This is a genomic window from Brevibacillus sp. GCM10020057 (genome assembly GCF_042683565.1).
Lineage (GTDB): Bacteria > Bacillota > Bacilli > Brevibacillales > Brevibacillaceae > Brevibacillus.
The window spans coordinates 56,496-79,125 of sequence record NZ_JBHUJW010000034.1 but is presented as its reverse complement, the minus strand read 5'-3'; the positions used below and the strand labels follow the sequence as shown (position 1 = coordinate 79,125).

Genomic DNA, 22,630 nt, shown 5'->3' with positions numbered 1-22,630 from the left:
TGTGCGGCTATGCTTTACGAATGTTGGCCAATCGGGTAGGGTTAAGGGGAGTGGAATGGTTTGAAAATTGGAACATTTTCATCGCAGGAGGCGAAGAGCATGGAGCAAGAGCAATGGGGGATAGTGGGAACAGGAAACCTGGGGGGTGCAATCTTGACGCAGTTGGCCAGGGTGAAGCGGTTTATCCGCTTCTACCATCGAGACGCGCACAAAGCGGAAGCCATCGCCAAAGCTTATCCGGGGCAGAACAGCATTTCGCGGGAGGAACTGGGCAATCTGGACTTCCTGATACTTGCGCTGCCTGCCGATCAGATCGCACCTTTTGTGCGGGATTTGCTCGACTCGGGGGTATCGCTTGCGGACGTGACGTGTATCAACATGGCTACGGTGCTGGACACCAGTGAACTGAAGAGAGAGTTCCCCACGCTGCGCTGGCTGGGCATGAAATTCATGGGGCACTCTGTCGATCTGCGGGAGAGAGGGGGCGGCCTGTTCGTGACCGAGCAAAACGAAGGGCTGTGGCGCGAGCAGGAGAAGGCGATCCGCTTGTTTGAGCAAATCGGCAAAGTCGTGGTCGACAAGGAAGCGGTCGTCGCAGAAGTGAACCAGCTCGCTACCCGCGCTGCGGTGAAAGCGGCGCTGGAGCTGGAGCAGGCAGTTCGCGCAGGCGGGTACCGCCAGGAGTACGCCGAGCGCGCCCTGCTCTCCCTCGCGCCGGAAGTCATGCGCGCCTACGTGACCGGCACGATGGGGCATTTTGCCCGCCAGATCGTTGAACAGATGAGAGGAACAGACAGGCAGGAATGAGCAGGCAGATATGACCGGCTGTCATTTTGTCTGGGCTTTGGCACGGATGACGGGCGAGAGCGTTTGGTATGGTTTTATCCAGGGAAATTTCTTTCGGTCTGAATGTTTTACGCGCAACCTTTTTCCATTTGGATCGTATGAAAAATTGATGCATTTCTGGAAAGGGGTGACAAATGTGGAGGCGTTGGAATCCATCTACATCGTCTGCCTTGTCTGCGGCGTCCTTTATGCCTTGGCCGCGCTGATCTTCGGGCATACCGGAGCAGACTTCACGGGGCATGGCCATGTTCACCTGCCGTTGTTTCAGCCGATGCTGCTCGTCAGCGGCGCCACGGCTTTTGGCGCGGCGGGCTACCTGCTGACCCGGTTTTCTTCCTTATCGGCACTGGTGGTGCTGGGGCTGTCTGTCCTGATTGGCAGCGCGCTCGCCATGGCTTCTTACTTCCTCTGGATCAAGCCGATGAACAGGGCGGAAAACTCTACGGGGTACGCCATGAGCCAGCTTTGCGGGAAGCTGGGTGAGGTCAGCACGACGATTCCGGCGAACGGACTGGGGGAAGTGCTGGTGAAGATGGTCAGCGGTACGACCTTTCACATGGCGGCGAGCCTGGAGGGAGCCGTGATCCGGGAAGGCACGCGCGTCGTCGTGGTAGAGGCGCGCGACCATGTGCTGTACGTCACTCCTTTCCCAGATGATCGTACAGAAAAAGAGGAGGAATAGCGGATGACACTAGGAATTGCGCCAGGTATTCTGACGACAGTGCTGATTGTCGTCGCCGTATTTGTCGTGCTGGGGATCGCCTTTTGGGCGAGGTACAAAACGGTCGGGGCGGATGAAGCGATGATCGTGACGGGGAGCTATCTCGGCTCGAAAAACGTCTTGAGTGACGAATCCGGCCGCAAAATGAAGATTGTCCGAGGCGGAGGCGCTTTTATTTTGCCCATTTTTCAGCAAGCCAATTTTCTGAGCCTGCTGTCCCACAAGCTCGATGTGTCTACTCCGGAGGTGTACACCGAGCAGGGGGTGCCGGTTATGGCGGACGGCGTGGCGATCATCAAGGTCGGCGGTTCGATCGAAGACATCGCTACGGCGGCGGAGCAGTTCATGGGCAAGTCGGACGATGCGCTGAAGGCGGAAGCGCAGGAAGTGCTCGAAGGCTATCTGCGCGCCATTCTCGGCAGCATGACGGTCGAGGAGATCTACAAAAACCGCGAGCGCTTCGCTCAGGAGGTACAGTCGGTCGCGACGAAGGACCTGAAAAAAATGGGGCTGTCCGTGGTCAGCTTCACCATCAAGGACGTGAGGGACAAAAACGGCTATCTGGCGGCTCTCGGGATACCCCAGATTGCAGCCGTGAAGCGCGACGCCACAATCTCGCAGGCCGAAGCGGACAAGGAAGCGCGCATCAGGCAGGCGCAGGCGGAGGAGGAAGCGCGCAAGGCCGAGCTTTTGAAAGAGACGAACATCGCCGAGGCGGAAAAGGAAAAAGAACTGAAGGTCGCGGCCTTCAAGCAGGAGCAGGACAAGGCAAGGGCCAGCGCCGACCAGGCCTACAAGCTGCAGGAGGCGGTAGCCAAGCAGCAGGTGACCGAGGAAGAAATGAAGATCGATCTGGTTCGCAAGCAAAAGGAGATCGAGCTGGAAGAAAAGGAAATTCTTCGCCGCGAGCGGCAGTACGACGCGGAGGTCAAGAAAAAGGCGGATGCGGACCGCTACTCCGTGGAGCAGGCGGCCGAAGCGGAAAAAGCCAAGAAGCTGCGTGAAGCAGACGCCATCAAATACAGGATTGAAGCCGAAGCAAAAGCATTGGCCGAGCAGAAGCGGCTGGAAGGTCTGGCGATTGCGGAAGCGGAGAAAGCGCGAGGCGCCGCAGAGGCAGAGGTTACACGCCTGAAGCTGGAAGCAGAAGCCGAAGGGAAAGAGAAGCTGGCCGAAGCATTTGAAAAATTCGGTCAGGCAGCGGTGCTCGACATCATCGCGAAAATGCTGCCGGAGCTGGCGGAAAAAGTCGCGGAGCCGATGAAAGCGATCGACAAGGTGACGATCGTCGACGCCGGCGGTCAGGGAGACGGCGTCAACCGCCTGAGCGGCAATGTGACCAAGCTGATGGCCCAGCTGCCTGAAATGCTGAAGGACGTGTCCGGTCTCGACATGAACCAGATGATCGCGAACTTCATGCAAAAGGGCGGGGCACCGGCTGCGAAGGAAGCGCCTCCCGTAAAGCTGCCAGATACGGCAGAGGTGGCGGCGACGGCCGAGACCGCCGACAGCAAAAACTGATCGCGCACATACAAACAGACGAAGCCCCTTCCGTTTGCAGGAAGGGGCTGTTTGCCGTCTAGCCGCCGCTCTGGTCGCCTTTGCCCACCTTCCGCGCCTTTCCGTACTGGTGCATCAGCTCGGAGACGGTCACGAAGCGGTAGCCGCGTTTGTGCAGCTTTGGCAAAATTTCCCGCAGCGCCTCGACGGTTTGCTTGCGGTTGCCTCCGTAGTCGTGAAAGAGGACGATGTCGCCGTTGCGGGCGTTGGTCAGCACTTTGCGGACGATTTTTTGCACCCCTGGATCGCTCCAGTCGCGCGTGTCCTGATGCCACGACCACATGACCACGAGGAAACCGGCTCGCTTGGCGACGTTGACGACCTCGTCGCTGTAATACCCACCCGGCGGGCGAAACAGCTGCGGCCGTATCCCGGTGCTCTCGTAGATGGTCTCCTGCGTCTTTTCCATTTCCGCTTGCAGCCGTTCATCGGAGATGCGGCGGATGTCCGGATGGCTGAACGTATGGTTCGCCAGCTCGTGGTGTTCCTCTGCAAGCTGACGCGCTACTTCGGGAAATTGCTTGACGCGCGAGCCGACCATGAAGAAGGTGGCTTTGGCGTTATATTCCTTTAGCAGCGCGGCTATTTGCGCGGTGTACGCAGGATCGGGCCCGTCGTCAAAGGTCAACGCGATCACCTTGGAGTCGGTCGGAACTTCCCACACAATTTCGCCGCGCGTCTCGTAGTAGTCGCGGTCTTTCTGCTGACGGGCATGAGCAGAGCCCGAGAGAGCTGCGGCCAAAACCGTCATGCCGATCAAAAAGGCAAAAGCCTGCTTTTTCATGCGTTACCCCCCTTGGCTGCGAAAAGGATACAGGCGGTACTCGTGTCTCTTTACTATGTGCGAAGGAAAACCGATTATGTGTACCTCTGTTATTTCGTCCTTCTTGAAAAGACACTTGTACTTTTTGGGTGGATACTTTAATCTGGTATCAATGTTAGCCTGCAGAAAACAGTATGAGACGATGAGATAGGCAGATGGAGGAGAAATCATGAAGGTTGCAAAATTCGGCGGTACTTCGCTTGCGAATGCAGCACAAATAAAAAAAGTATGTTCCATTGTCAGGGCGGACCGGGAAAGGCGGCTGATCGTCGTCTCCGCTCCGGGAAAGCGGTACAAGGACGACACGAAGGTGACGGATTTGCTCATTGCCTATGCAGAGCGGCATTTGCTGGACGGCGCGGCTGAGGCGGAGAAACAGGCGGTTTTTGCGCGCTTTCGGGAGATCGCGGCGGAGCTGGATTTGCCTGGGGAAGCAAGGGAGCAGATCGAAGCCGAGTTGGAGGAAGTGCTCTCCAACCGGAAAAAGCTGTCCGCAGAGCGGTTTATGGATGCGGTCAAAGCAGCCGGGGAGGATACGTGCGCCAAGGTCGTCGCGCACTACTTGCGCAGCCTTGGAGAAAATGCGCACTACATCAATCCCGGGGAGGCCGGCCTGCTTGTAACGGATGAGGCAGGCAATGCCCACGTGCTCCCGGAAGCGTACGAGAAGCTGTCTGCGCTGCGCGAAAATCCGGGCATTTCTGTTTTTCCGGGATTTTTCGGGTTTACGGAGGCGGGCGACCTCGTCACGTTTTCCCGCGGGGGATCTGACATCACAGGCTCGATTCTGGCTGCTGCGGTCAAGGCTGACGTGTACGAGAACTTTACGGACGTCGATTCCGTCTACGCAGTCAACCCGAATCTGATCGACCATCCAGCGGAGATCAAGGAAATTACGTACCGCGAGATGAGGGAGCTGTCGTACTCCGGTTTCAGCGTATTTCATGAGGAAGCGTTGATCCCGGCGTATCAGGCCAACATCCCGGTCTGCATCAAAAACACGAACAACCCGTCAGCGCCGGGAACGATGATTGTCAGCGAGCCGCGATATTCGACCAAGCGGGTGTCCGGGATCGCCTGCGACAGCGGGTTTTGCAGCCTGTACGTCAGCAAGTATTTGATGAACAGGGAGATCGGCTTCGGCCGCAAGCTGCTGCAAATGCTGGAGGAGGAAGGTCTCTCCTACGAGCACAGCCCATCCGGGATCGACAACATCTCTGTCATTTTGCGGGAGCGCGATCTGACGCCGGAAAAGGAGCAGCGGATCGTCGAGCGGATTCGCCGCGAGCTGCGGGTCGACGACGTCGCGGTGACGCACGGCCTGGCCCTGGTCATGATCGTAGGGGAAGGGATGAGACAGTCGGTAGGCACCACGGCGCGGGCAGCATCCGCACTGGCGGCGGCGAAAATCAATCTGGAGATGATCAACCAGGGGTCGTCGGAGGTCAGCATCATGTTCGGGGTCAAGGCGGTAGAGGCGGAACGGGCTGTCATCGCCTTGTATCAGGAGTTTTTCGGGAATGAGGAGGAGGCTGCGTCAGAGCAGGCTCTGGTGTCTCCCGTCTCCTCGGTGACCGCGTAAGGAATTTGCGCAAAGGCGCCGTCGCTCCAGCGGTACGCCCTCCACTGCGGCTCTTTGTCCGCGAGACCGACGATCCAGTAGCTAAGCTGCGGGTAATGCCATCCGCGAACGTCACGGGTGGACGGGATCGGGGGAGAGTGCGGATGGGTGTGCAGGACGCCGAGCCACTGTACATTGGCTTCGCGGATCGCCGCCAGCGCCCGCAGAAACGCCGGGCCGTCCCAGGCGAAGGCGTGCTTGTCTGGTGCGGCGGCGGTCATGGGAATGTGGCTGGTGATCGCCGCGCCGCGTCCGGTTAGCAACGCGGAATATTCATACGGGAACGCCTCTTGCGCTTCGGCCAGGAGGCGTTTCTGCACTTTTCGGGTTATGGATAATTTGTTATTCTTAGACGCAAAGGGTTCGCCTAACCAATCGGGATGCATAGGTGCGCCTCGTTTCTTCACGGGAATGAGAACTTGGACCTGGAGGTTTCAGGACAATGAGCAACATACATATCGGGGTATGCGGCTGGGGCGACCATTACGACCTGTACACGGCAGGGGTAAAGGGGAGAGACAAGCTCTCCGTCTATGCCAGCCACTTCCCCATCGTGGAAGTGGACAGTTCCTTTTACGCCATTTTACCACAGCGAAATTACGCGGCGTGGGTCCGGGAGACGCCGGATCGCTTTGGTTTTATCGTGAAGCCGTATCAGGCGATGACCGGGCATCAGCGGGGGAGTGCGCCCGTGGACAGGAAGGAGCTGTTTCGCCAGTTCGAGGAGAGCATCCAGCCGCTGGTGGAAGCAGGCAAGCTCAAGGCTCTGTTGTTTCAATTCCCGCCCTGGTTCGATTGCACGCGCGAAAACGTCCAGTACGTGCGGGCCTGCCGCCAGGCACTCGCCCGCTATCCGTTCGCTGTCGAGTTTCGCCACCGCAGCTGGTTTGCCGAACGGTTTTGCGAGCGGACGCTGGACTTTTTGCGGCAGATCGAAGCGACGCATGTCCTGTGCGACGAGCCGCAGGCAGGCGACGGCTGTGTCCCGATCGTCGTGGGCGTCGCTCATCCCGCCCTGGCGCTGGTCCGGTTTCACGGCCGCAACCACGCAGGCTGGCGAGATCCGGGCGAAGGGCAAAACTGGCGCGACGTCCGTTACCTGTACCGGTATTCGGAGGAAGAGCTGGCCGAGTGGGTTCCGCGGATTCGCCAGATCGAGAGCGAGGCGGATGAAGTCTGTATTTTGTTCAACAATAACTCTGGCGGGGATGCGGCAGCCAACGCGAAGCAATTTGCGGACATGCTGGGCGTCGATCCCGGTGGTCTGAACCCTCGCCAGCTGGAGCTGTTCTGACGAGAGAAAGAAGGGTTTGCATGCTTGTAGCCATAGCAGTCTTGTTTGTCTTTATCGGGGTGGCGGCAGGTGTCGTCGGCAGCATCGCCGGTTTGGGAGGAGGGATTTTCTTCGTCCCCGCGCTGCTGTACTTCGTCAACACCTATCAGCCAGGCTCGATGTCCCCGCAGGTCGCCGCTGCGACATCGCTCATCGTCATTGCAGTGACGGCCTTGTCGTCGTCGATTTCCTATTTGAAGCAGAAAAAGGTCGACGTGCAAAGCGCCCTGCTCTTTTTTGTCGGCAGTGCGCCGGGGGCAATTGTCGGGGTCTACGTGAATAAATTACTGCCAATAGGAGGATTCACGCTGCTGTTTGGCGTGTTCCAACTGCTCATATTTACGCTCATGATGGTCAAGGACAGACTCAAGCCAAGAAACATCCAGTGGCAAATCAAGCGGCATTTCACCGATCACGAAGGAAATGAGTACGACTACGGATACAGCAGGTGGACTGCCATTCTGATCGCCTTTTTTGTCGGCGTGACGTCCTCCCTGTTCGGCGTCGGGGGCGGCGTGCTGATGGTGCCCGCGATGATTATTTTGTTCCGGTTTCCTCCGCATATTGCCACGGCGACCTCCATGCTCGTCATATTTTTTTCCGCCGTGATCGGCTCGGTCACGAATATATGGCACGGCAATATCGACTGGCTGTACGCCGCCATGCTGGCGCCGGGCGCATGGGCGGGAGGAAAGCTCGGAGCCTACGTCGCCAGCAGGATGAAGGGGCGTACGATTGTGCTGGTGCTGCGCGTGCTGATCTTGGGCATCGCCTTGCAAATGATCGGGGAATCCATTCTTGGATAAGCCCGCGGAGAGGGAGGGGAAGGTCTTGGCAGACACCTGTACCTTGCACATGCTGCATACGAATGATCTGCACAGCCATTTTGCCACAATGCCGCACATTGCCACCTGCATCCGGACGTATCGCCGGAAGTGGGAGCAGCAGGGAGAGCATGTGCTGACCGTGGATATCGGGGATCATATGGACCGGATGGACATAAAATCCGAAGCGAGCCTGGGAAAGGTGAACGTCAGCGTCATGAACCGAACGGGCTACGAGTACGTGACGATCGGCAACAATGAAGGCGTCACCCTCCCGAAGGAAAAGCTCGACGACTTGTACACAGAAGCTGCTTTTCAGGTAATTGTCGGGAATCTTCTCGACCCGCAGAGCCAAACGACGCCGCAGTGGGCAGTGCCCTACGCCATCCGCGAGTGGGAGGGCCTGCGGGTCGCGCTGCTGGGCGTGACGATTCCCTTTGCCGACTCTTACAACAGCATGGGCTGGGACATTCTGGAACCAGCTGAACTGATCGCGCAGCAGATCGCTGCGCTGCGCGATCAGGCGGACATTTTCGTGCTCTTGTCCCATCTGGGCTATCAGTCTGATTGCAGGCTGGCGGCCCAGGTGGAGGGGCTGGACGTCATTCTCGGCGCCCATACGCACCATGCCTTGCCGCACGGGACGCGCATTGGCCGCACGCTGATCGCGCAGACGGGGAAGTTCGGCCAGCACGTCGGCCATGTGCGGCTCGTCTGGGACCGGACAGCGAGGCAGGTGCAGGCGGCGGAGGCCGAGCTGTTCGTCACCGCTGATTTTGGGCCGGACGAGGAGCTGGCAGCGTTTTTGCAGGAGCAGGAAAAAGCGGCAGAGCAAATTTTGCTGCGGCCTGTCGCCGTTCTGGAGCACGATCTGCGGGCGGAGTGGATGGAGGAGACGCCGTTCGGCTCGTTCGTCGCCGCCAGCATACGCTCCTGGACGGGGGCAGAGATCGGGCTTGCAAACGGCGGGCTGCTTCTAGCCGATCTGAACCGGGGCAGCGTCTCCTTCGCGGATTTGCTGCACAGCTTGCCGCACCCGATCAACGCCTGTGCCGTCACCTTGACCGGGGCGCAGTTGACGCGCGTCCTCGAGCAGGCGATCCAGCCGCAGATCATTCAGCGGGAGCTGCGCGGCTACGGCTTTCGCGGCAAGGTAGAGGGGTGGATGGCCGTGGACGGGCTGCGCATCCGCTACACGGCGGGAGACAGCCCGCGCATCGTGCAGATCGAGGTCAATGACAAGCCTTTGGTGCCCGAGCAAAAATACCGGGTGGGAACGGTCGATATGTTTATGTACAACCGGCTGTTTCCCGATTTGCTGCAGGGCAGCCAGATCGAATTTTTCCTCCCGCACATGCTCCGCGAGGTCATCGCCCGCACGGTGCTGGACCAGTCGCTCGTGCAGCGGTCGTTTCTCCCCAGATGGGAGTGTGTGCCGCAAAGCGAATCCGGGGCATGCTGATCCGTTGGGGAGGGCATCCTTGCGCAAACACACATTTCTTTCCCGTGTCATAGGATGGTAACGCCACGAGACAGGAAAGAAGGAGGAGTTGCGCGATGGTCGAGGTAGCGCCTGTTCATTTTCCGGAAGGGACGGCGGTCGCTGTCACCGTCCGTCTGCCGAAGACGACCTTGCTCGCAGTCACGACAGACATCGGATATATCATGTGCGGCGCGCTGGATGTAAGGCTGTTGAACGAGCGGCTCGCCAGCCGGGAAATCGTAGCCGGGCGGGCAGTCGGGGTCAAATCCATCCAGGAGCTGCTGGATGCGCCTCTCGAATCAGTGACAACCGCCGCAGAAAAACGGGGGATCACCGCCGGAATGATCGGGCGGGATGCCGTTATCAGGATGCTGTAGCGCTCCAGCTTTCAGGAGACCATACAAAGGACGCCTTTGTCGCGGAGACAGAGGCGTTTTTCTCTATCGATCCAAGGGGCCTGTTTGGCGGGAGACAGAAAAAAACATGTAGAATTTGGTCGAATCACGCTATAATAGGAATACCCTGAGGAAAGGCGTATGTTGGAAATGAGACTGATATCCATACAAAAATGCCGGCCAGGCGAAACGCTGGCACGTTCCATTTACTCGGAAAACGGAACGGTTCTTGTTGGCGCTGGCGTGGAATTGACGCAGCGAATGCTGGAAAGACTCAAGGCCAAAAATATCTCAAGCCTTTACATTCAAGACAAGCGGACAGACGACATCACGGTAGAGACGGTGATCTCCGAGCAGACACGCAGTGCGGCGATGTCGATCATTCACGAGACGTTCCGAACGGTTTACGACTTTCCCCAAAAATGGCAGCAGGTATTTTCGGACAGAGCTTTCGGGCGCGAATTGCGCCAGGTGATGAAAACCGTTGCCGATGAGTTGAGCGCTACCCGTTCAGCCATGAACTTGCTTGCGAACGCCTGCGCCTTTGACAATTACATCTTTAATCATTCCTTCAATGTTGCATTATACAGTACCGCAGTGGCGCTGAAGACAGGATGCTCCGAAAAGGAAGTGCTGGAAATCAGCATAGGCGGGATGCTGCACGATATAGGGAAAATGCTCGTTCCCGATTACATATTGAAAAAGCCAGGCAGACTGACGGCAGAAGAATTTGAATGGATGAAAAAGCATGCGGAATACGGATTTGAAATGTTGCGTCACCTGGACGAAATCCCGCTTCTGTCAGCTCATTGCGCGTTACAGCACCACGAGCGCTTGGATGGCTCCGGCTATCCAAGGCGGTTGAAGGGCGAGGAGATTCATCCGGTCGGGCGGCTGATGGGGGTCACCGATGTTTTTGATGCGCTGACGTCCCATCGCGTCTATCGTCCCGCGATGCTGCCGCACGAGGCGATGGAGGTGCTGCTTTCCGGCTCCGGCACGCTGTTTGACCAGAAGTATGTGGAGGGCCTGCGGGATACGATCGCTCTGTATCCGCTGGGGCTTACCGTCAAGCTGAACACCGGTGAGGCAGGTGTGGTCGTCGATTCCAACAAAGGAATGCCCAGCCGGCCCGTGGTCCGCATTCTCGTGGACGAGTACGGACAAGACCTGGACCAGCCGTACGAGTGCGATTTGTCCAAAAAGCTGAGCCTGATGATTGTCGCGTGCGATGAGCTTGTCTAGTTCTCGCACGCAGGGAGGCTACAGCCATTCCTTTTTCTTGAAAATGAAGTACATCGTCATCCCGATAACCGCCATAACCCCGAGCACGATGTAGTAGCCGTACGGGGAACGCAGCTCCGGCATGTTGTCGAAATTCATACCGTAGATGCCGGTGACGATGGTGAGCGGCATGAATATCGTCGTCAAGGCGGTAAAGACCCGCATGATGTCGTTGGCACGGCCGGCGAGCGCGGATTGATACGCCTCGCGCAAGTTCCCGATCAGCTCGCGAAACGTCTCGAAGCTCTCTACGACTTTCGCGGCATCCTCCAAAATATCTCCGAAGTACTTCCGCATGGTTGGATGAATCAGCGGAAGTTCTTTTTTGTGCAGCGAATCGATCAGCTCCCGCTGCGGCACGAGCATTTTCCGGGCGTACAAAATCTCGCTGCGCAAGCCGATGATCTGGTCCAGATGCGACTTGCGGGTGTTCATCAAGATTTGCTCCTCCAGCTTTTCGATCAAGTCCTCGATTTTCTCGATGACTTCAAAATAGCGGTCCACGACCTGATCGACCAGGTAGTACAGAAATTGGTCAGGGCGGTTTACTTCCCGATCGCGCAGGATGGCGAGCATGACCGCGAATTCCGGCGCTTCCTGCTTCGTGACAGTGATGATCGTATGGCTCCCGAAAAAGACGTTGATCTCACGCAAAAAGATGTCCTGGTTGTGAAAGGCAATGCCGTTGATGACGAGAAAGTAGTGGTCGTCGTACAACTGCAGCTTGGGGCGCTGCTCCTCCTCGTCGATGCAGTCTTCCACGGCGAGATGGTGCAGGCCGAACAACGGCTGCAGGACATCCAGGTCAAACGGGGTAGCATCGATCCAGTAAAATCCGTTGACGGGAGGCTGCACGGCTTCTTCCACGTCGTCAATCTCGGTAATCAATCCGTTTTGGATCAGTCGTATCTTCATCATGTTCTTCGGTTCTCCTGCAGGTGGTTTGGGTCTTGACCAGGCGCGGCCATATCCGGGTGAGGATCAGCGTATAGGCCTCGCGCAGGGCCTGACGGCTGGGAGGCTGAGGTGCTATCGGCTTTTCCTTTGGCGTATCCACCGCTTGATCGCTCCTTCCTTCTCTCTCCCCACATACGTATGACAGCCGGCTTGTCAGTTTGCGCACAGCGCTCGGAGGTGCCCTGGTTTAGTGTTCCTCCCTTTTCCTGTTTCAACAAGTTCACCGTTATCCTATCCGTGTGACGACAGCGGTAGACTTGTCCGGCGCTATTGACAGAGGCGGAACAGGGGGTGGAAAATGGAGGAAGAAAACGTTTTCATAACATTCCGAATCGTGTGGGAGGGGAATTGAATGATGCGTACACGCAAAGTGGTGTGGGAGCCGACGCAGGAGCAGCGCGAGCGCAGCAATCTGCATCGTTTCATGGAGCGGGAGGGAATCGCCGATTACGAGACGCTGCTGTGTCGCTCGGAGGAAGATGTCAGCTGGTTTTGGGATGCCTTTATCCGCTTTGCCGGTATCGAATTCGCCCGGCCTTACCGCGCTGTCGTAGACGTGTCCAAAGGACTGCCGTGGCCAGAGTGGTTCGTCGGCGGGAAGATCAATCTCGTCCACAACTTTTTGGATAAATGGGCACTCCAGGAGTCCACGGCTGATCGGCCCGCGCTGCTCTGGGAAGGCGAGGCGGAGGAAGAGCGGCGGTTTAGCTTCCGGGAGCTGCACGGGCAGGTGAACCGGTTCGCCAACGTTTTGAGACGGATGGGTGTCGAGCGGGGAGATCGGGTGGCCATCTACATGCCGATGATTCCCGAGACCGTCATCTCCCTGTACGGCATCTACAAGGCAGGAGCGGTCGCCGTTCCGCTGTTTTCCGGGTTCGGTCCCGAAGCAGTCGCGGTGCGCCTGCGGGATGTGGAAGCAAAGGTCGTGGTGACGGCAGACGGTTTCTACCGCGGCGGGCAGCAGGTGCTGCTCAAGCATGTGCTGGACAAGGCGCTGGAGTCGGCTCCGACGGTACAAAGCGTCCTGATCGCCGAACGACTGGGAGAAAAGGCGCTGCTCGTGCCTGGTCGTGACTGGCGGTGGAGCGAAGCGATGGATGCGGCCTCCGACCAGTTTGCGACAGTCGAGACGGACGCGGAGGAGCCGTGCATGGTCAGCTACTCCTCCGGTACGACCGGCAGCCCGAAAGGCATCGTCCACGTGCACGGCGGGATCGCGGTCAAGACGGCGGAGGTCGGGATGTTTATTTACGATACGCAGCCGGACGACATTTTCACCATGGTGACGGATTTCGGCTGGATGATGGGGCAACTGCCGCTCTTTTCCGCACACAGTGTGGCGGCGCCTTTTCTGATCTACGAAGGCAGCCCGATGCACCCGCATCCGGGGCGGTTGTACAAGATGATCGAGAAGTATAAGGTGACGGTTTTCGGCGCTCCTGCTACGGCGCTGCGCATGCTGAAGGCGTACGGCGAAGCGTTCCGCGAACAGGCGGATCTGTCTTCTCTGCGCATCCTGGGCCATACGGGCGAGCCGATCGACGAGGAGACGTGGTCGTGGTATTTGTCCTGGACGGGGGGCCGGACCCCGATTATCAACGGCAGTGGAGGTACGGAGGTGTTCGCCGAGATTCTGTCCTCTACGTGCATCACGCCGCAAAAGGCGACGTGTCTGGGAGCGACGCCAGCTGTCGGGGCGAGAGTGGTGGACGAAGCAGGACAGCCGGTCCCGGCAGGCAAGCCGGGCTACCTCGTCTTTACCGTGCCGCAGCCTGCGCAGACACGCGGCTTCTGGCGTAATCGCCAGCGCTATCTCGACACGTATTTCCCCCTTGGGGAGCAGATGTGGTGGCAGGGCGACATGGTCGTGCAGGATGAGGAAGGCTACTGGTTTCATCTGGGCCGGGCGGACGACGTCATCAAAGTATCCGGAAGAAGAACAGGCCCGGGCGAGATCGAGGACGTGGTGAGCCAGTACCCTGGCGTGCTGGAAGCGGCTGCGATCGGCGTTCCCCACGCCGTGAAGGGCGAGGAAATCGTCCTGTTCGTTGTCCTGACGCCGGGAGCTGCCCTGCAGCCGGGCGAGCTGAAGCGGCACGTGGCCGAGTCGCTCGGCAAGCCGTATGAGCCGGGCGAGATTCACGTCGTCGCTGATCTGCCCAAGACGCGGACCCAGAAAATCATGCGCCGCCTGATCAGGCAGCGTTACCTTGGCGATGCGCTCGGCGACACGGCCAGCCTGATGAATCCGGCTGCGCTGGATGGCTTGCCGAGACGATCGGCGGTGGATCAGTGAGAAAGCCGCAATCCCTTGTTATTTCCGGCGGCTCTGCCCGAAGTGCTGACAGGCATGTCGGGCAGAGCTTTTTTTGCTGTCCGGAATGGGCAGGGAGGAGTACAATAACAAAAAAGAGAGACGAAAGAGGAGTCTGGCCATATGCAATCTTACGTAGACCAACCAAATGGAGTATTTCCTTCGGTATGTTCCCTGGACTGTCCGGACCAGTGCGGCCTGCTCGTGCATAAAAAGGATGGGCGAATCGTCAAAATCGAAGGCGATCCGAACCATCCGGTGACACAAGGCAGCATCTGCAACAAGGTGCGCAACATGGCCGAGCGAATCTATGACGCGAAACGGCTGGCATACCCGATGAAGCGCGTCGGGGCAAAAGGGGAGGGCAAGTTTGAGCGGATCAGCTGGGAGGAAGCGATCGAGACGATTACATCCCGATGGAAGCAGCTGATCGCTGAATACGGTCCCGAGAGCATTTTGCCGTACAGCTTTTACGGAAACATGGGCAGGCTGAATGCCGAAACGATGGATCACCGGCTGTTTCACCGTCTCGGCGCCAGCCGTCTGGATCGGACGATCTGCAATGCAGCAGGCAGTGTCGGCTACAGCTTCACGATGGGCGGCGCATACGGAACCGATCCGGAAGAGACCGTCCACACGAAGCTGTTTATCATGTGGGGCATCAATGCGGTCAGCACGAATATGCACCAGGTAATGTTGGCGGAAAAAGCGCGCAAGCAGGGCGCGAAAATCGTCGTCATCGATGTCCATAAAAACCAGACAGGACGATGGGCAGACTGGTTTATTCCGGTGCTGCCAGGCACGGATACCGCGCTCGCGCTGGGCATGATGCACGTTTTGTTTGCGGAAGGCATGGTGGATACGGATTTTCTCGAGAAGTACACGGTCGGGCACGAGCAGCTGCGCGAGCACGTCCGCCAGTACGATCCGGTGACCGTCTCCGCGATTACCGGCGTTCCGGCCGATGACATCTGTCGGCTGGCTCGCCTGTACGGCCAGACATCTCCGTCGCTGGTCCGTATCGGCAACGGGTTGCAGCATCACGACAATGGCGGCATGAGCGTGCGGACGATCGCCTGTCTGCCGGCCTTGACCGGGCAATGGCTCGTTCCGGGCGGAGGGGCCATGAAGGGCAACAAAGGCTTCCTGGAGCACAACAAGCATGCTTTGCAGCGCCCCGATGTACTCGCCGACAAAAATACGCGGCGAATCAACATGAACCTGATCGGCAACGCTCTGCTCACACTGGACCCGCCGATCCGCTCCTTGTACGTGTACGGCTGCAATCCCGCTCTGGTGGCACCGGAAGGGAACAAGGTAAGGGAGGGGCTGCGGCGGGAGGACCTGTTTACGGTCGTGCACGATCTGTTTATGACGGAGACGGCAAAGTATGCCGATATCGTCCTGCCCGCCACGTCGGCTTTTGAAAATACGGATTTCTACACGTCCTACTGGCATCACTACATGCAGGTGCAAAAGCCGGTGATTGAGCCGTACAAAGAGAGCAAATCCAACGTAGACGTCTTCCGCCTGCTGGCAAAAGGAATGGGCTACGAAGACGAGATGTTCGACGACACCGAAGAAGACATGATCCGCCAGGCTTTGGACTGCCCGGCCAATCCGTACCTGCGCACCATCAGCTACGAGGCTCTGATGGAGAAAAACTACGTGAAGGCGGGGGTCACGCCTGCGTTCATCGAAAACCTGCCGACGCCGAGCGGCAAGATCGAGCTGTACTCCAGGCAGATGGAGAAGCTCGGGTATCCGCCGCTGCCGACGTATACACCGCTTGTCGTGGAAAGCGACTATCCGTTTTTGTACGTGCCAGGGCCCAATCACAATTTTCTCAACTCGACGTTCTCGAACAATGCGAAGCACGTCCAGATGGAAAAATTTCCGCGGCTGTTCATGAACGTTGCCGATGCAAAGTCTGCCGGCATTGCCGACGGGGATGCGGTGCGCGTGTGGAACGACCGGGGCGAGATCGAGCTGACGGCATCGGTTGGAGAGAGCGTGCTGCCCGGAGTGGTGGTGAGCCAGGGACTGTGGGCCGACACCGATGAGGCGGGAGCCAAACGTTTCGTCAACGCGCTCACGCCCGACCGGATCGCAGATATGGGCGGCGGAGCAACCTTTTTCTCGGGACGCGTCAACGTGGAGAAAGCCGCCCGCTAACGCCATCCGCCGCCGAATCGGTCGATCGGGCCTGCGGAATGGAGCAGTCCGGCGACATAGCCTCGCTTGGCCAATTACGGCTAGGCGAGGCTGCTTTTTGCGCATACTAGGACTGCCATTATCTGCGAAAGGTGGAATCGCTCATGCGGGCAAGGAATTGGACAGGCGTATGGGGAAGTGTTGTCTTGACGTTTGGCATTTGCGGAACCGCGCTGGCTGCTCCCCCGCCGGAAGGGAGCCAGGCTGCCCCCGCCCCGGCTGTATTTGAAGTGCTGGAGACAGCGAGGCAGGATGTGACCGGAGACGGGCGCCCCGATCTGGTTTCGCTGCTCGGCCAACGGTTTGCGGCAGACAGCCCGTACTACGAGAAGCTGAAGGTGATGGTCCAGGACCCCGTCGCGAAAAAAGTGTCGTTTATGCAGACCGCGTACGGCGGCTACCAGCCGCAGCTGTCCTTCTGCGATTTTACAGGGGAGGGGACCAAGCAAATTCTGGTGCAGGCTCCGACGGGCGGAAGCGGGGGCACATCGGACTACTACCTGTTCAGCACGAGGGACAACAATCCGGCGGTTCTGCCCGTTCCGCAACCGTTGACCATCTCGGGCTCCTATCAGGACGGCTACAAGGTTCCGCTGACGATCAAGGAGACGAATCAGACGACGGTGCTCGACTTGTCGGACCGCAAACAAATCTACGAGGACAACGGCGTCTACAAAAACGGCAAACTCGCCCGGCCGGTGGTGGTCATGCCGAATTCGTTCAGCGTGCTGCGGCCCCTCGAAAAGCGCGACGGGGTATGCGTGCTGCAAGGGGAGCAACGCGTGAGCGGCGTGGCCAATGCGGACACGATCGCGTACGTGGAGTCGCTGTGGAAATGGGAAAACAACGGCTGGAAGCTGCAGAGCGCGCAGGTGAAAAAAGCGGTTCGGTAGCGGGAAACGGCAGGGGCTGTCTCAAAAGTCGATTTTTTTGACTGGGGAGCCGCCCCTTTTGCCGCTCTAAAATGTTGAAAGTTGACGTTGTAAATGCAACCGAGCGGGCGTTCTGTTTACCTGCCCGGAAAAGCGGGTAGTTATGTATTATTCTACGCATATACACAACTGGGAAAATTTATTGTATAGTACAATGAGAATATGACCAGTACCCATATCAAAAAGGAGTTTGTGCTATGAGTACATTCCCGATTTCAAGTCTGTTCGGCTTAAAAAGAAAAGCGAAAAAAGAGCCTTTCTTTCGCGAGGGGAAGGAAATGGGCGAGATTCAGATCGAACTGGGAACCCAATTGGCGAAACAGTTGGCCATGATCCAGCTGACCGAGCAGGACTTGTCGGATGCGAAAGCGATTCAGCCTTTGATCATTCAAAATATTGACAAAATTGTAGAGCTTTTTTATAAACAAATTGCCGGCGAGTCATTGCTTATGTCCATTATCGACAAGCACAGCAGCATTGACCGCCTGAAACAGACGCTGAACCGCCACATCCAGGAGATGTTCAGCGGCAGGATCGACAGGGACTATTACGAGCAGCGCAGCCGGATTGCCATCATCCACATGCGCATCGGACTGGAGCCGAAATGGTACATGGGTGCGTTCCAAAACCTGCTGGTCTCCATCATGGATCTGCTGCATGAACATATCGAGGACAAGCAGGAGTATGTCCGTGCGATCCGGGTCGTGACCAAGCTGCTCAGTATCGAGCAGCAGATCGTTCTGGAGGAATACGAGAACGAGCACGAGCGCGTGCGCAGGCAGGCGCTGGAGAAAAAAGGCCAGTTGCGGGTGGTTCTCTGCAATTCGGCCAAAGAGCTTGCCGCCATTTCCGAAGAAAACAGCGCGTTTGTGCAGCAGCTGACGGAGCAATCGCGTGAGGTGTTGCGCTTTGCAGAGAACGGGACGAATTTTTCCGTCAAAGCGCAGCAGCTTTCCCAGGAAGGCAAGGAAAAACTGCAGAAGCAGCAGGAGCAAATGGAGCTGATCCAGGACAGCGCCAAGCAAATTGCGGAAGAAATGGCTATGCTGGAGGAAAACGCGGAGAAAATCCGCGGCATTGTCAACGTGGTGACCGCCATTGCGGAGCAGACCAACCTGCTCGCGCTCAATGCGGCGATCGAGGCGGCCAGAGCGGGGGAACAGGGACGCGGGTTCGCGGTGGTCGCCGATGAAGTGCGCAAGCTGGCGGAGCAGACCAAACAATCTGTCTTTGGCGTGCGTGAACTGATCGAAAAGACGAACCAGCAGACCGAAGCGCTGTCGCTGGTCTTCGGGGAGATCCAGGCGCTCGTTCATTCCAGTACGATGATGAGCAACGAGACCAACGCCTTTTTCGAGGGGATCATCGGCGCCGTCATGGAAGGCAAGGAGCAGAATTCGAGGATTCAAAAGGAACTGGAAAACTTCCTCCGCGTCATGGAAGACATGAATCAGGCGGTGGCGCAGGTAGCCAGTTCGGCAGACGAGCTGTCGGAAGTGACGATAAACCTGTAGCAACAGTTGGCATATACGGCGCATCACATCAGGCACATCCCGCCCAGTCGGAGATGTGCTTTTTTCGTTTAAGTAGGAGATAGTGGAAAGTCAAGTCGATTTGTCGGGATGAACGCGGAAACGGAAGTCTTTTTTCCTGTTGGCCGCCATAGGATGTAGCAATTGGGAGGTGACGGGCGTGGCGAAGTTTCGACCCCGTCGGCGTTGGAAGAACCCGCTGTCCCGAACGAAGGCGTTTTTTATCGCGATCGTCATCTTTTTGGCGATGACGATCCAGACGCTCATCTTTTTGGAGAACCGGCTCGAGCCAACGCTCCTGATCCTGGCTTCGCAAAAGGCGGAGCAGCTGGCCAAGGAAGCGATAACGGATGCGGTCACCAAGCGGATATCCCAGCAAGGCGTCGACTTTAACCAGATCGTGAAGATTGAAAAGGACAAAAAGGGGCAAATCCAGGCGTATCAGTTTAATTTCAAGGAGTACGCGCGGATCATCGGAGAGACGACTTCCCGCATTCAGAACAAGCTCCAGGAGTTCGAGCACGATCATGTGGGCAGCACGATTCCTCTTGGTCTGGCGACAGGCAACAGCTTTCTCGCGAACATGGGACCGGAGCTGCCGGTGACGTTCATGCCGATCGGCTCGGTCAAGACCAAGCTGGAGACGGAGCTGAAGGAAGCGGGCATCAATATGGTGCTGGCGACCGTCTACATTTTTGTGGAGGTGGATCTGCGCATCGTCATTCCGTTTGCGACCGACGAGCAGACCGTCACCACGAAAATTCCGATCACCCACTCTCTGATCGTCGGCGACGTGCCGCAGTACCTGTACAACAATCCGGAAGGCAAGCCGGATGTGCCGCGGGCCGAGACGCCGCAAAGCCAGGCGATTCCGGATGCGTCGGAGTAAAGGAAGCAAGTTGCTGAGGTCCATGTGCTATGCTATCCTTTAGGTAACGAACATGTACTATCGGTGCATATTTCTGGAAAGAAAGTTTTATCCGATGAGCAGCTTCCCGAAATCATCAGTCATAATCAAGAGTTGCTGGATACCATCACGGAGGTAGTCGGAGGGGATTCGAGATGAAGGATGCGGGTAAAAGAAACGCACAAGATTCTATTTACGGAGCCGCCACTGGACGATGGTTAACGAACGCCCCAACGAAGCAGGACTGGATCAAACATGATACGCGTACGGGCGTGTATATCGGGCCGGCGAGTGAAGGCGGAGATGCCGAGTACGTCAAAGTGATCAGCGGCCCCGTCCACAGCAAGAAACCTTCCTTTGCAAGATAAATAGCGATACACGCGTTGCAGGACCGCATGGCTGATGCTGTGCGGTTTGTTGTTTGAAAAGAGGAAAAGTCAGTCAAAGCCTGACAGAAAAGGGGGCAAATCATGAACGCACACAGGGCCAAAGGCATCATCTTTGACATGGACAATACCCTGCTGAAATCCAGGATCAACTTCGCGGAGATGAAGCGCGCCGTGTTCCGGCTGCTGGCAGAGCACGGATGCTGCCAGCCCGACCTGGACTGGACAAGTCATACGGCCTCGCAGTTGATCGAGATCGGGAGACAGTCTGCGCAGATGACGCAAGCGCTCGAGGAAAAGATGTGGGCGGCGGTGACAGAGATCGAAAAGGAAGGGATGCACGGGGCTGTGCTGGAGGAGCACGCCGTGGAAGTGCTGGAGGAGCTGCGGCAGCGCTGCTCGCTCTACATCCTGACGAACAATGCGCGTGCGGCGGCCATGGAAGCCTTGCAAAGGACGGGAATCGCTCACTTTTTTGCAGACGTTGTGGGGCGGGAGCAGATGGCCGAGCTGAAGCCTTCTCCCTCCGGCGTCCGCTGCATATTGCGCCAGCAGCGCGAATGGCCGGTGGAGGCATGGACGATGGTCGGCGATTCGTGGATCGATGGCAAGGCGGCGCAGGATGCAGGCATCCGGTTTGTGGCCTACCAGGGAAAAGAAGGCGAGATGGCCAATCACGGGGTGCATCCGCTGGCGACCATCCAGAGCTTGCGGGAGCTTTTGCCTTATTTTTCATGATTTCTGGCGGACAAGAAACTTTTCGCACGGATAGGCTTCGGTCTCGTCCAAAAGTGTGGTATACTTAACGCAACTGAATACCAGCCTTCAGGGTAGGGTGCAATTCCCGACCGGCGGTAATGACGAACGCACGTCTGAGCCCGCGACTCGCTGCCTGCTTTTGGGCGGCGACTGACTTGGTGAAAATCCAAGGCCGACGGTACAGTCCGGATGGGAGAAGGTATTTGGAATGGCCTCGCAGTCGTTTTTTGGCAAAAAAACGGTTGTGAAAGGCTTCTTTCTCGATGCCCTGGGACGATCAGCTCACGGGCATTTTTATTTGTCACGCAAGGAGGAAGGGAACGAAGGCACGCAACTTCATAAGCAGACAAGCAATCTTCAGGGCAGGGTGCAATTCCCGACCGGCGGTAATGACGAACGCATGTCAAAGCCCGCGACTCGCTGGCCTCGTCAGGCAGCGACTGATCTGGTGAAAATCCAGAGCCGACGGTACAGTCCGGATGGGAGAAGATGCAAAGTGCTTTCCTCGTCTGTTTTTGCAAAAAACGGATGGAGCGAGGCTTCTTTCCCTATGCCCTGAAACGAAAGGTTTCGAGGGCTTTTTGTTTTGGCTGGAATCTGAAGCAGACAGGAGAGCGAGATGGAACAAGACACACGCTTCATGACATTGGCGCTGGAGCTGGCGCGAGCCGCAGAGGGGCAGACCAGTCCCAATCCGCTGGTCGGGGCTGTCATCGTCCGGGACGGTCAAGTGGTCGGCATGGGAGCGCATCTGAAAGCGGGTGAGCCGCATGCCGAGGTGCACGCGCTGCGCATGGCAGGAGAAAAGGCGCGGGGCGCTACCTTGTACGTGACGCTGGAGCCGTGCAGCCATCACGGGAAGACGCCGCCCTGCGCGGAGGCGGTCATCGCGGCGGGCATCGCGCGGGTCGTGGTCGCTGTCGTGGATGAAAATCCGTTGGTGGCGGGCAAAGGAATCGCCTTGCTGCGGGCAGCCGGAGTGGACGTGACCGTCGGGGTGTGCGAGCAGGAGGCAAAAAAGCTCAATGAGGTGTTCTGGCATTACATGAAGACGAAGCGGCCGTTCGTCACGGTGAAAACGGCGAGCACGCTGGACGGGAAAATCGCCACCTCCACAGGACACAGCCGCTGGATTACGGGAGAGGCGGCGCGCAGCGAGGTACATGCGCTGCGCCGCAAACACGATGCGATCCTGGTCGGAGTCGGGACCGTGCTGGCGGACGACCCGCAGCTGACGGCCCGCGCCAAGGGAGAGCTGTACGGCAGGCAGCCTGTGCGGGTCATCCTCGACAGCCGGCTGCGCACACCGCTGGAAGCCCGCGTCGTGCAGGACAAGGCAGCGCCTACCTGGATCGTGACGACAGCAGAGGCACCGGAGGAAAGGCGGCAAGCATTCGCTGCAGTTGCAGGGGTCAAGCTAATCACGTTGAACGCTCCGCTCTCGGTCCCGGCTGTGCTGGAGAAGCTGGGCGAGCTGGGCATCACTTCCCTGCTGGTGGAAGGAGGAGCGGAAGTAAACGGCTCCTTCCTGCAAGCGCGAGCGATTCAAAAAGTCGTCAGCTACGTCTCGCTCAAACTGGCAGGGGGCAAGCTGGCGCCGACTCCGTTTGGCGGGACAGGCTTTGCCACCATGGATGAAGCGGTGCCGCTGGCCGATCTGTCCATCGAGCGAGTAAGCGAGCAGGACGTGCGCATCGTCGGCTACCCGCAGTGGGACAGGGCGAGTGAATAACGCG

The 22,630-nt window shown here is 57.9% G+C and carries 19 protein-coding genes and 2 riboswitches; of the genes, 16 read left to right on the top strand and 3 right to left on the bottom strand.

Features of this window, described 5'->3' with window-relative positions; all coding sequences use genetic code 11:
- The first annotated feature begins 99 nt into the window (after positions 1 to 99).
- From ACFSO0_RS10740 to ACFSO0_RS10730, 3 genes are all read left to right on the top strand, one after another.
- Positions 100 to 807 (top strand): NAD(P)-binding domain-containing protein, encoded by a 708-nt coding sequence (locus ACFSO0_RS10740; RefSeq protein WP_376879859.1) that lies wholly within the window; start codon positions 100 to 102, stop codon positions 805 to 807.
- Positions 808 to 982: 175 nt separating this feature from the next.
- Complete coding sequence (locus ACFSO0_RS10735; RefSeq protein ID WP_376879856.1) at positions 983 to 1,528, top strand: NfeD family protein; 546 nt, start codon at positions 983 to 985, stop codon at positions 1,526 to 1,528.
- Positions 1,529 to 1,531: 3 nt separating this feature from the next.
- Entirely contained in the window at positions 1,532 to 3,088 is a 1,557-nt protein-coding gene (locus ACFSO0_RS10730; RefSeq protein WP_376879854.1) for a flotillin lipid rafts scaffold protein FloT, read from the top strand.
- Positions 3,089 to 3,146: 58 nt separating this feature from the next.
- Here the strand turns inward: ACFSO0_RS10730 and ACFSO0_RS10725 are convergent, their stop codons facing one another.
- Entirely contained in the window at positions 3,147 to 3,911 is a 765-nt protein-coding gene (locus ACFSO0_RS10725) for a polysaccharide deacetylase family protein (RefSeq protein WP_376879852.1), read from the bottom strand.
- A gap of 208 nt (positions 3,912 to 4,119) precedes the next feature.
- Between ACFSO0_RS10725 and ACFSO0_RS10720 the strand changes: the two genes are divergently transcribed.
- Positions 4,120 to 5,532, top strand: a complete 1,413-nt coding sequence (locus tag ACFSO0_RS10720) for an aspartate kinase (protein ID WP_376879849.1) — start codon at positions 4,120 to 4,122, stop codon at positions 5,530 to 5,532.
- Here ACFSO0_RS10720 and ACFSO0_RS10715 read toward each other — a convergent pair.
- On the bottom strand, positions 5,454 to 5,957 hold the full coding sequence (locus tag ACFSO0_RS10715; RefSeq protein WP_376879847.1) for a M67 family metallopeptidase: 504 nt from the start codon (positions 5,955 to 5,957) through the stop codon (positions 5,454 to 5,456). The genes ACFSO0_RS10720 and ACFSO0_RS10715 overlap by 79 nt on opposite strands.
- A gap of 56 nt (positions 5,958 to 6,013) precedes the next feature.
- Here ACFSO0_RS10715 and ACFSO0_RS10710 point away from each other — a divergent pair, with 56 nt between their 5' ends.
- The 5 genes from ACFSO0_RS10710 (at position 6,014) to ACFSO0_RS10690 (ending at position 10,851) form a co-directional block, all read left to right on the top strand.
- Positions 6,014 to 6,865, top strand: a complete 852-nt coding sequence (locus tag ACFSO0_RS10710) for a DUF72 domain-containing protein (protein ID WP_376879845.1) — start codon at positions 6,014 to 6,016, stop codon at positions 6,863 to 6,865.
- A gap of 20 nt (positions 6,866 to 6,885) precedes the next feature.
- Positions 6,886 to 7,710, top strand: a complete 825-nt coding sequence (locus ACFSO0_RS10705) for a sulfite exporter TauE/SafE family protein (protein WP_376879843.1) — start codon at positions 6,886 to 6,888, stop codon at positions 7,708 to 7,710.
- 25 nt (positions 7,711 to 7,735) lie between these two features.
- The gene (locus ACFSO0_RS10700) at positions 7,736 to 9,190 is read left to right on the top strand and encodes a bifunctional metallophosphatase/5'-nucleotidase (RefSeq protein ID WP_376879841.1); all 1,455 of its coding nucleotides are present in this window, start codon (positions 7,736 to 7,738) and stop codon (positions 9,188 to 9,190) included.
- Positions 9,191 to 9,285: 95 nt separating this feature from the next.
- Complete coding sequence (locus ACFSO0_RS10695) at positions 9,286 to 9,588, top strand: YunC family protein (RefSeq protein WP_376879839.1); 303 nt, start codon at positions 9,286 to 9,288, stop codon at positions 9,586 to 9,588.
- 168 nt (positions 9,589 to 9,756) lie between these two features.
- Complete coding sequence (locus ACFSO0_RS10690; RefSeq protein WP_376880231.1) at positions 9,757 to 10,851, top strand: HD-GYP domain-containing protein; 1,095 nt, start codon at positions 9,757 to 9,759, stop codon at positions 10,849 to 10,851.
- Positions 10,852 to 10,869: 18 nt separating this feature from the next.
- Here the strand turns inward: ACFSO0_RS10690 and corA are convergent, their stop codons facing one another.
- Complete coding sequence (corA, locus tag ACFSO0_RS10685; RefSeq protein ID WP_376880228.1) at positions 10,870 to 11,805, bottom strand: magnesium/cobalt transporter CorA; 936 nt, start codon at positions 11,803 to 11,805, stop codon at positions 10,870 to 10,872.
- A 394-nt stretch (positions 11,806 to 12,199) separates the two neighbouring features.
- Between corA and ACFSO0_RS10680 the strand changes: the two genes are divergently transcribed.
- The 7 genes from ACFSO0_RS10680 (at position 12,200) to ribD (ending at position 22,626) form a co-directional block, all read left to right on the top strand.
- Positions 12,200 to 14,146 carry an AMP-binding protein gene (locus ACFSO0_RS10680; protein ID WP_376879837.1) on the top strand — a complete coding sequence of 649 codons (1,947 nt, stop codon included), beginning with the start codon at positions 12,200 to 12,202 and terminating at the stop codon, positions 14,144 to 14,146.
- A 141-nt stretch (positions 14,147 to 14,287) separates the two neighbouring features.
- Complete coding sequence (locus ACFSO0_RS10675) at positions 14,288 to 16,339, top strand: molybdopterin-containing oxidoreductase family protein (RefSeq protein ID WP_376879835.1); 2,052 nt, start codon at positions 14,288 to 14,290, stop codon at positions 16,337 to 16,339.
- A 143-nt stretch (positions 16,340 to 16,482) separates the two neighbouring features.
- Complete coding sequence (locus ACFSO0_RS10670; protein ID WP_376879832.1) at positions 16,483 to 17,271, top strand: hypothetical protein; 789 nt, start codon at positions 16,483 to 16,485, stop codon at positions 17,269 to 17,271.
- A 236-nt stretch (positions 17,272 to 17,507) separates the two neighbouring features.
- On the top strand, positions 17,508 to 18,824 hold the full coding sequence (locus ACFSO0_RS10665; RefSeq protein WP_376879830.1) for a globin-coupled sensor protein: 1,317 nt from the start codon (positions 17,508 to 17,510) through the stop codon (positions 18,822 to 18,824).
- Between the two features lie 169 nt (positions 18,825 to 18,993).
- Complete coding sequence (gene yunB, locus ACFSO0_RS10660) at positions 18,994 to 19,731, top strand: sporulation protein YunB (RefSeq protein ID WP_376879828.1); 738 nt, start codon at positions 18,994 to 18,996, stop codon at positions 19,729 to 19,731.
- A gap of 488 nt (positions 19,732 to 20,219) precedes the next feature.
- A complete protein-coding gene (locus ACFSO0_RS10655; protein WP_376879826.1) occupies positions 20,220 to 20,873 on the top strand; it encodes an HAD family hydrolase in 654 nt (217 codons plus the stop codon).
- Between the two features lie 79 nt (positions 20,874 to 20,952).
- Positions 20,953 to 21,099: riboswitch (FMN riboswitch) on the top strand.
- A gap of 144 nt (positions 21,100 to 21,243) precedes the next feature.
- Positions 21,244 to 21,389, top strand: a riboswitch (FMN riboswitch).
- Positions 21,390 to 21,513: 124 nt separating this feature from the next.
- Positions 21,514 to 22,626: a bifunctional diaminohydroxyphosphoribosylaminopyrimidine deaminase/5-amino-6-(5-phosphoribosylamino)uracil reductase RibD gene (ribD, locus tag ACFSO0_RS10650; protein ID WP_376879823.1), complete on the top strand. Its 1,113-nt coding sequence runs from the start codon at positions 21,514 to 21,516 to the stop codon at positions 22,624 to 22,626.
- Positions 22,627 to 22,630 lie beyond the last annotated feature (4 nt).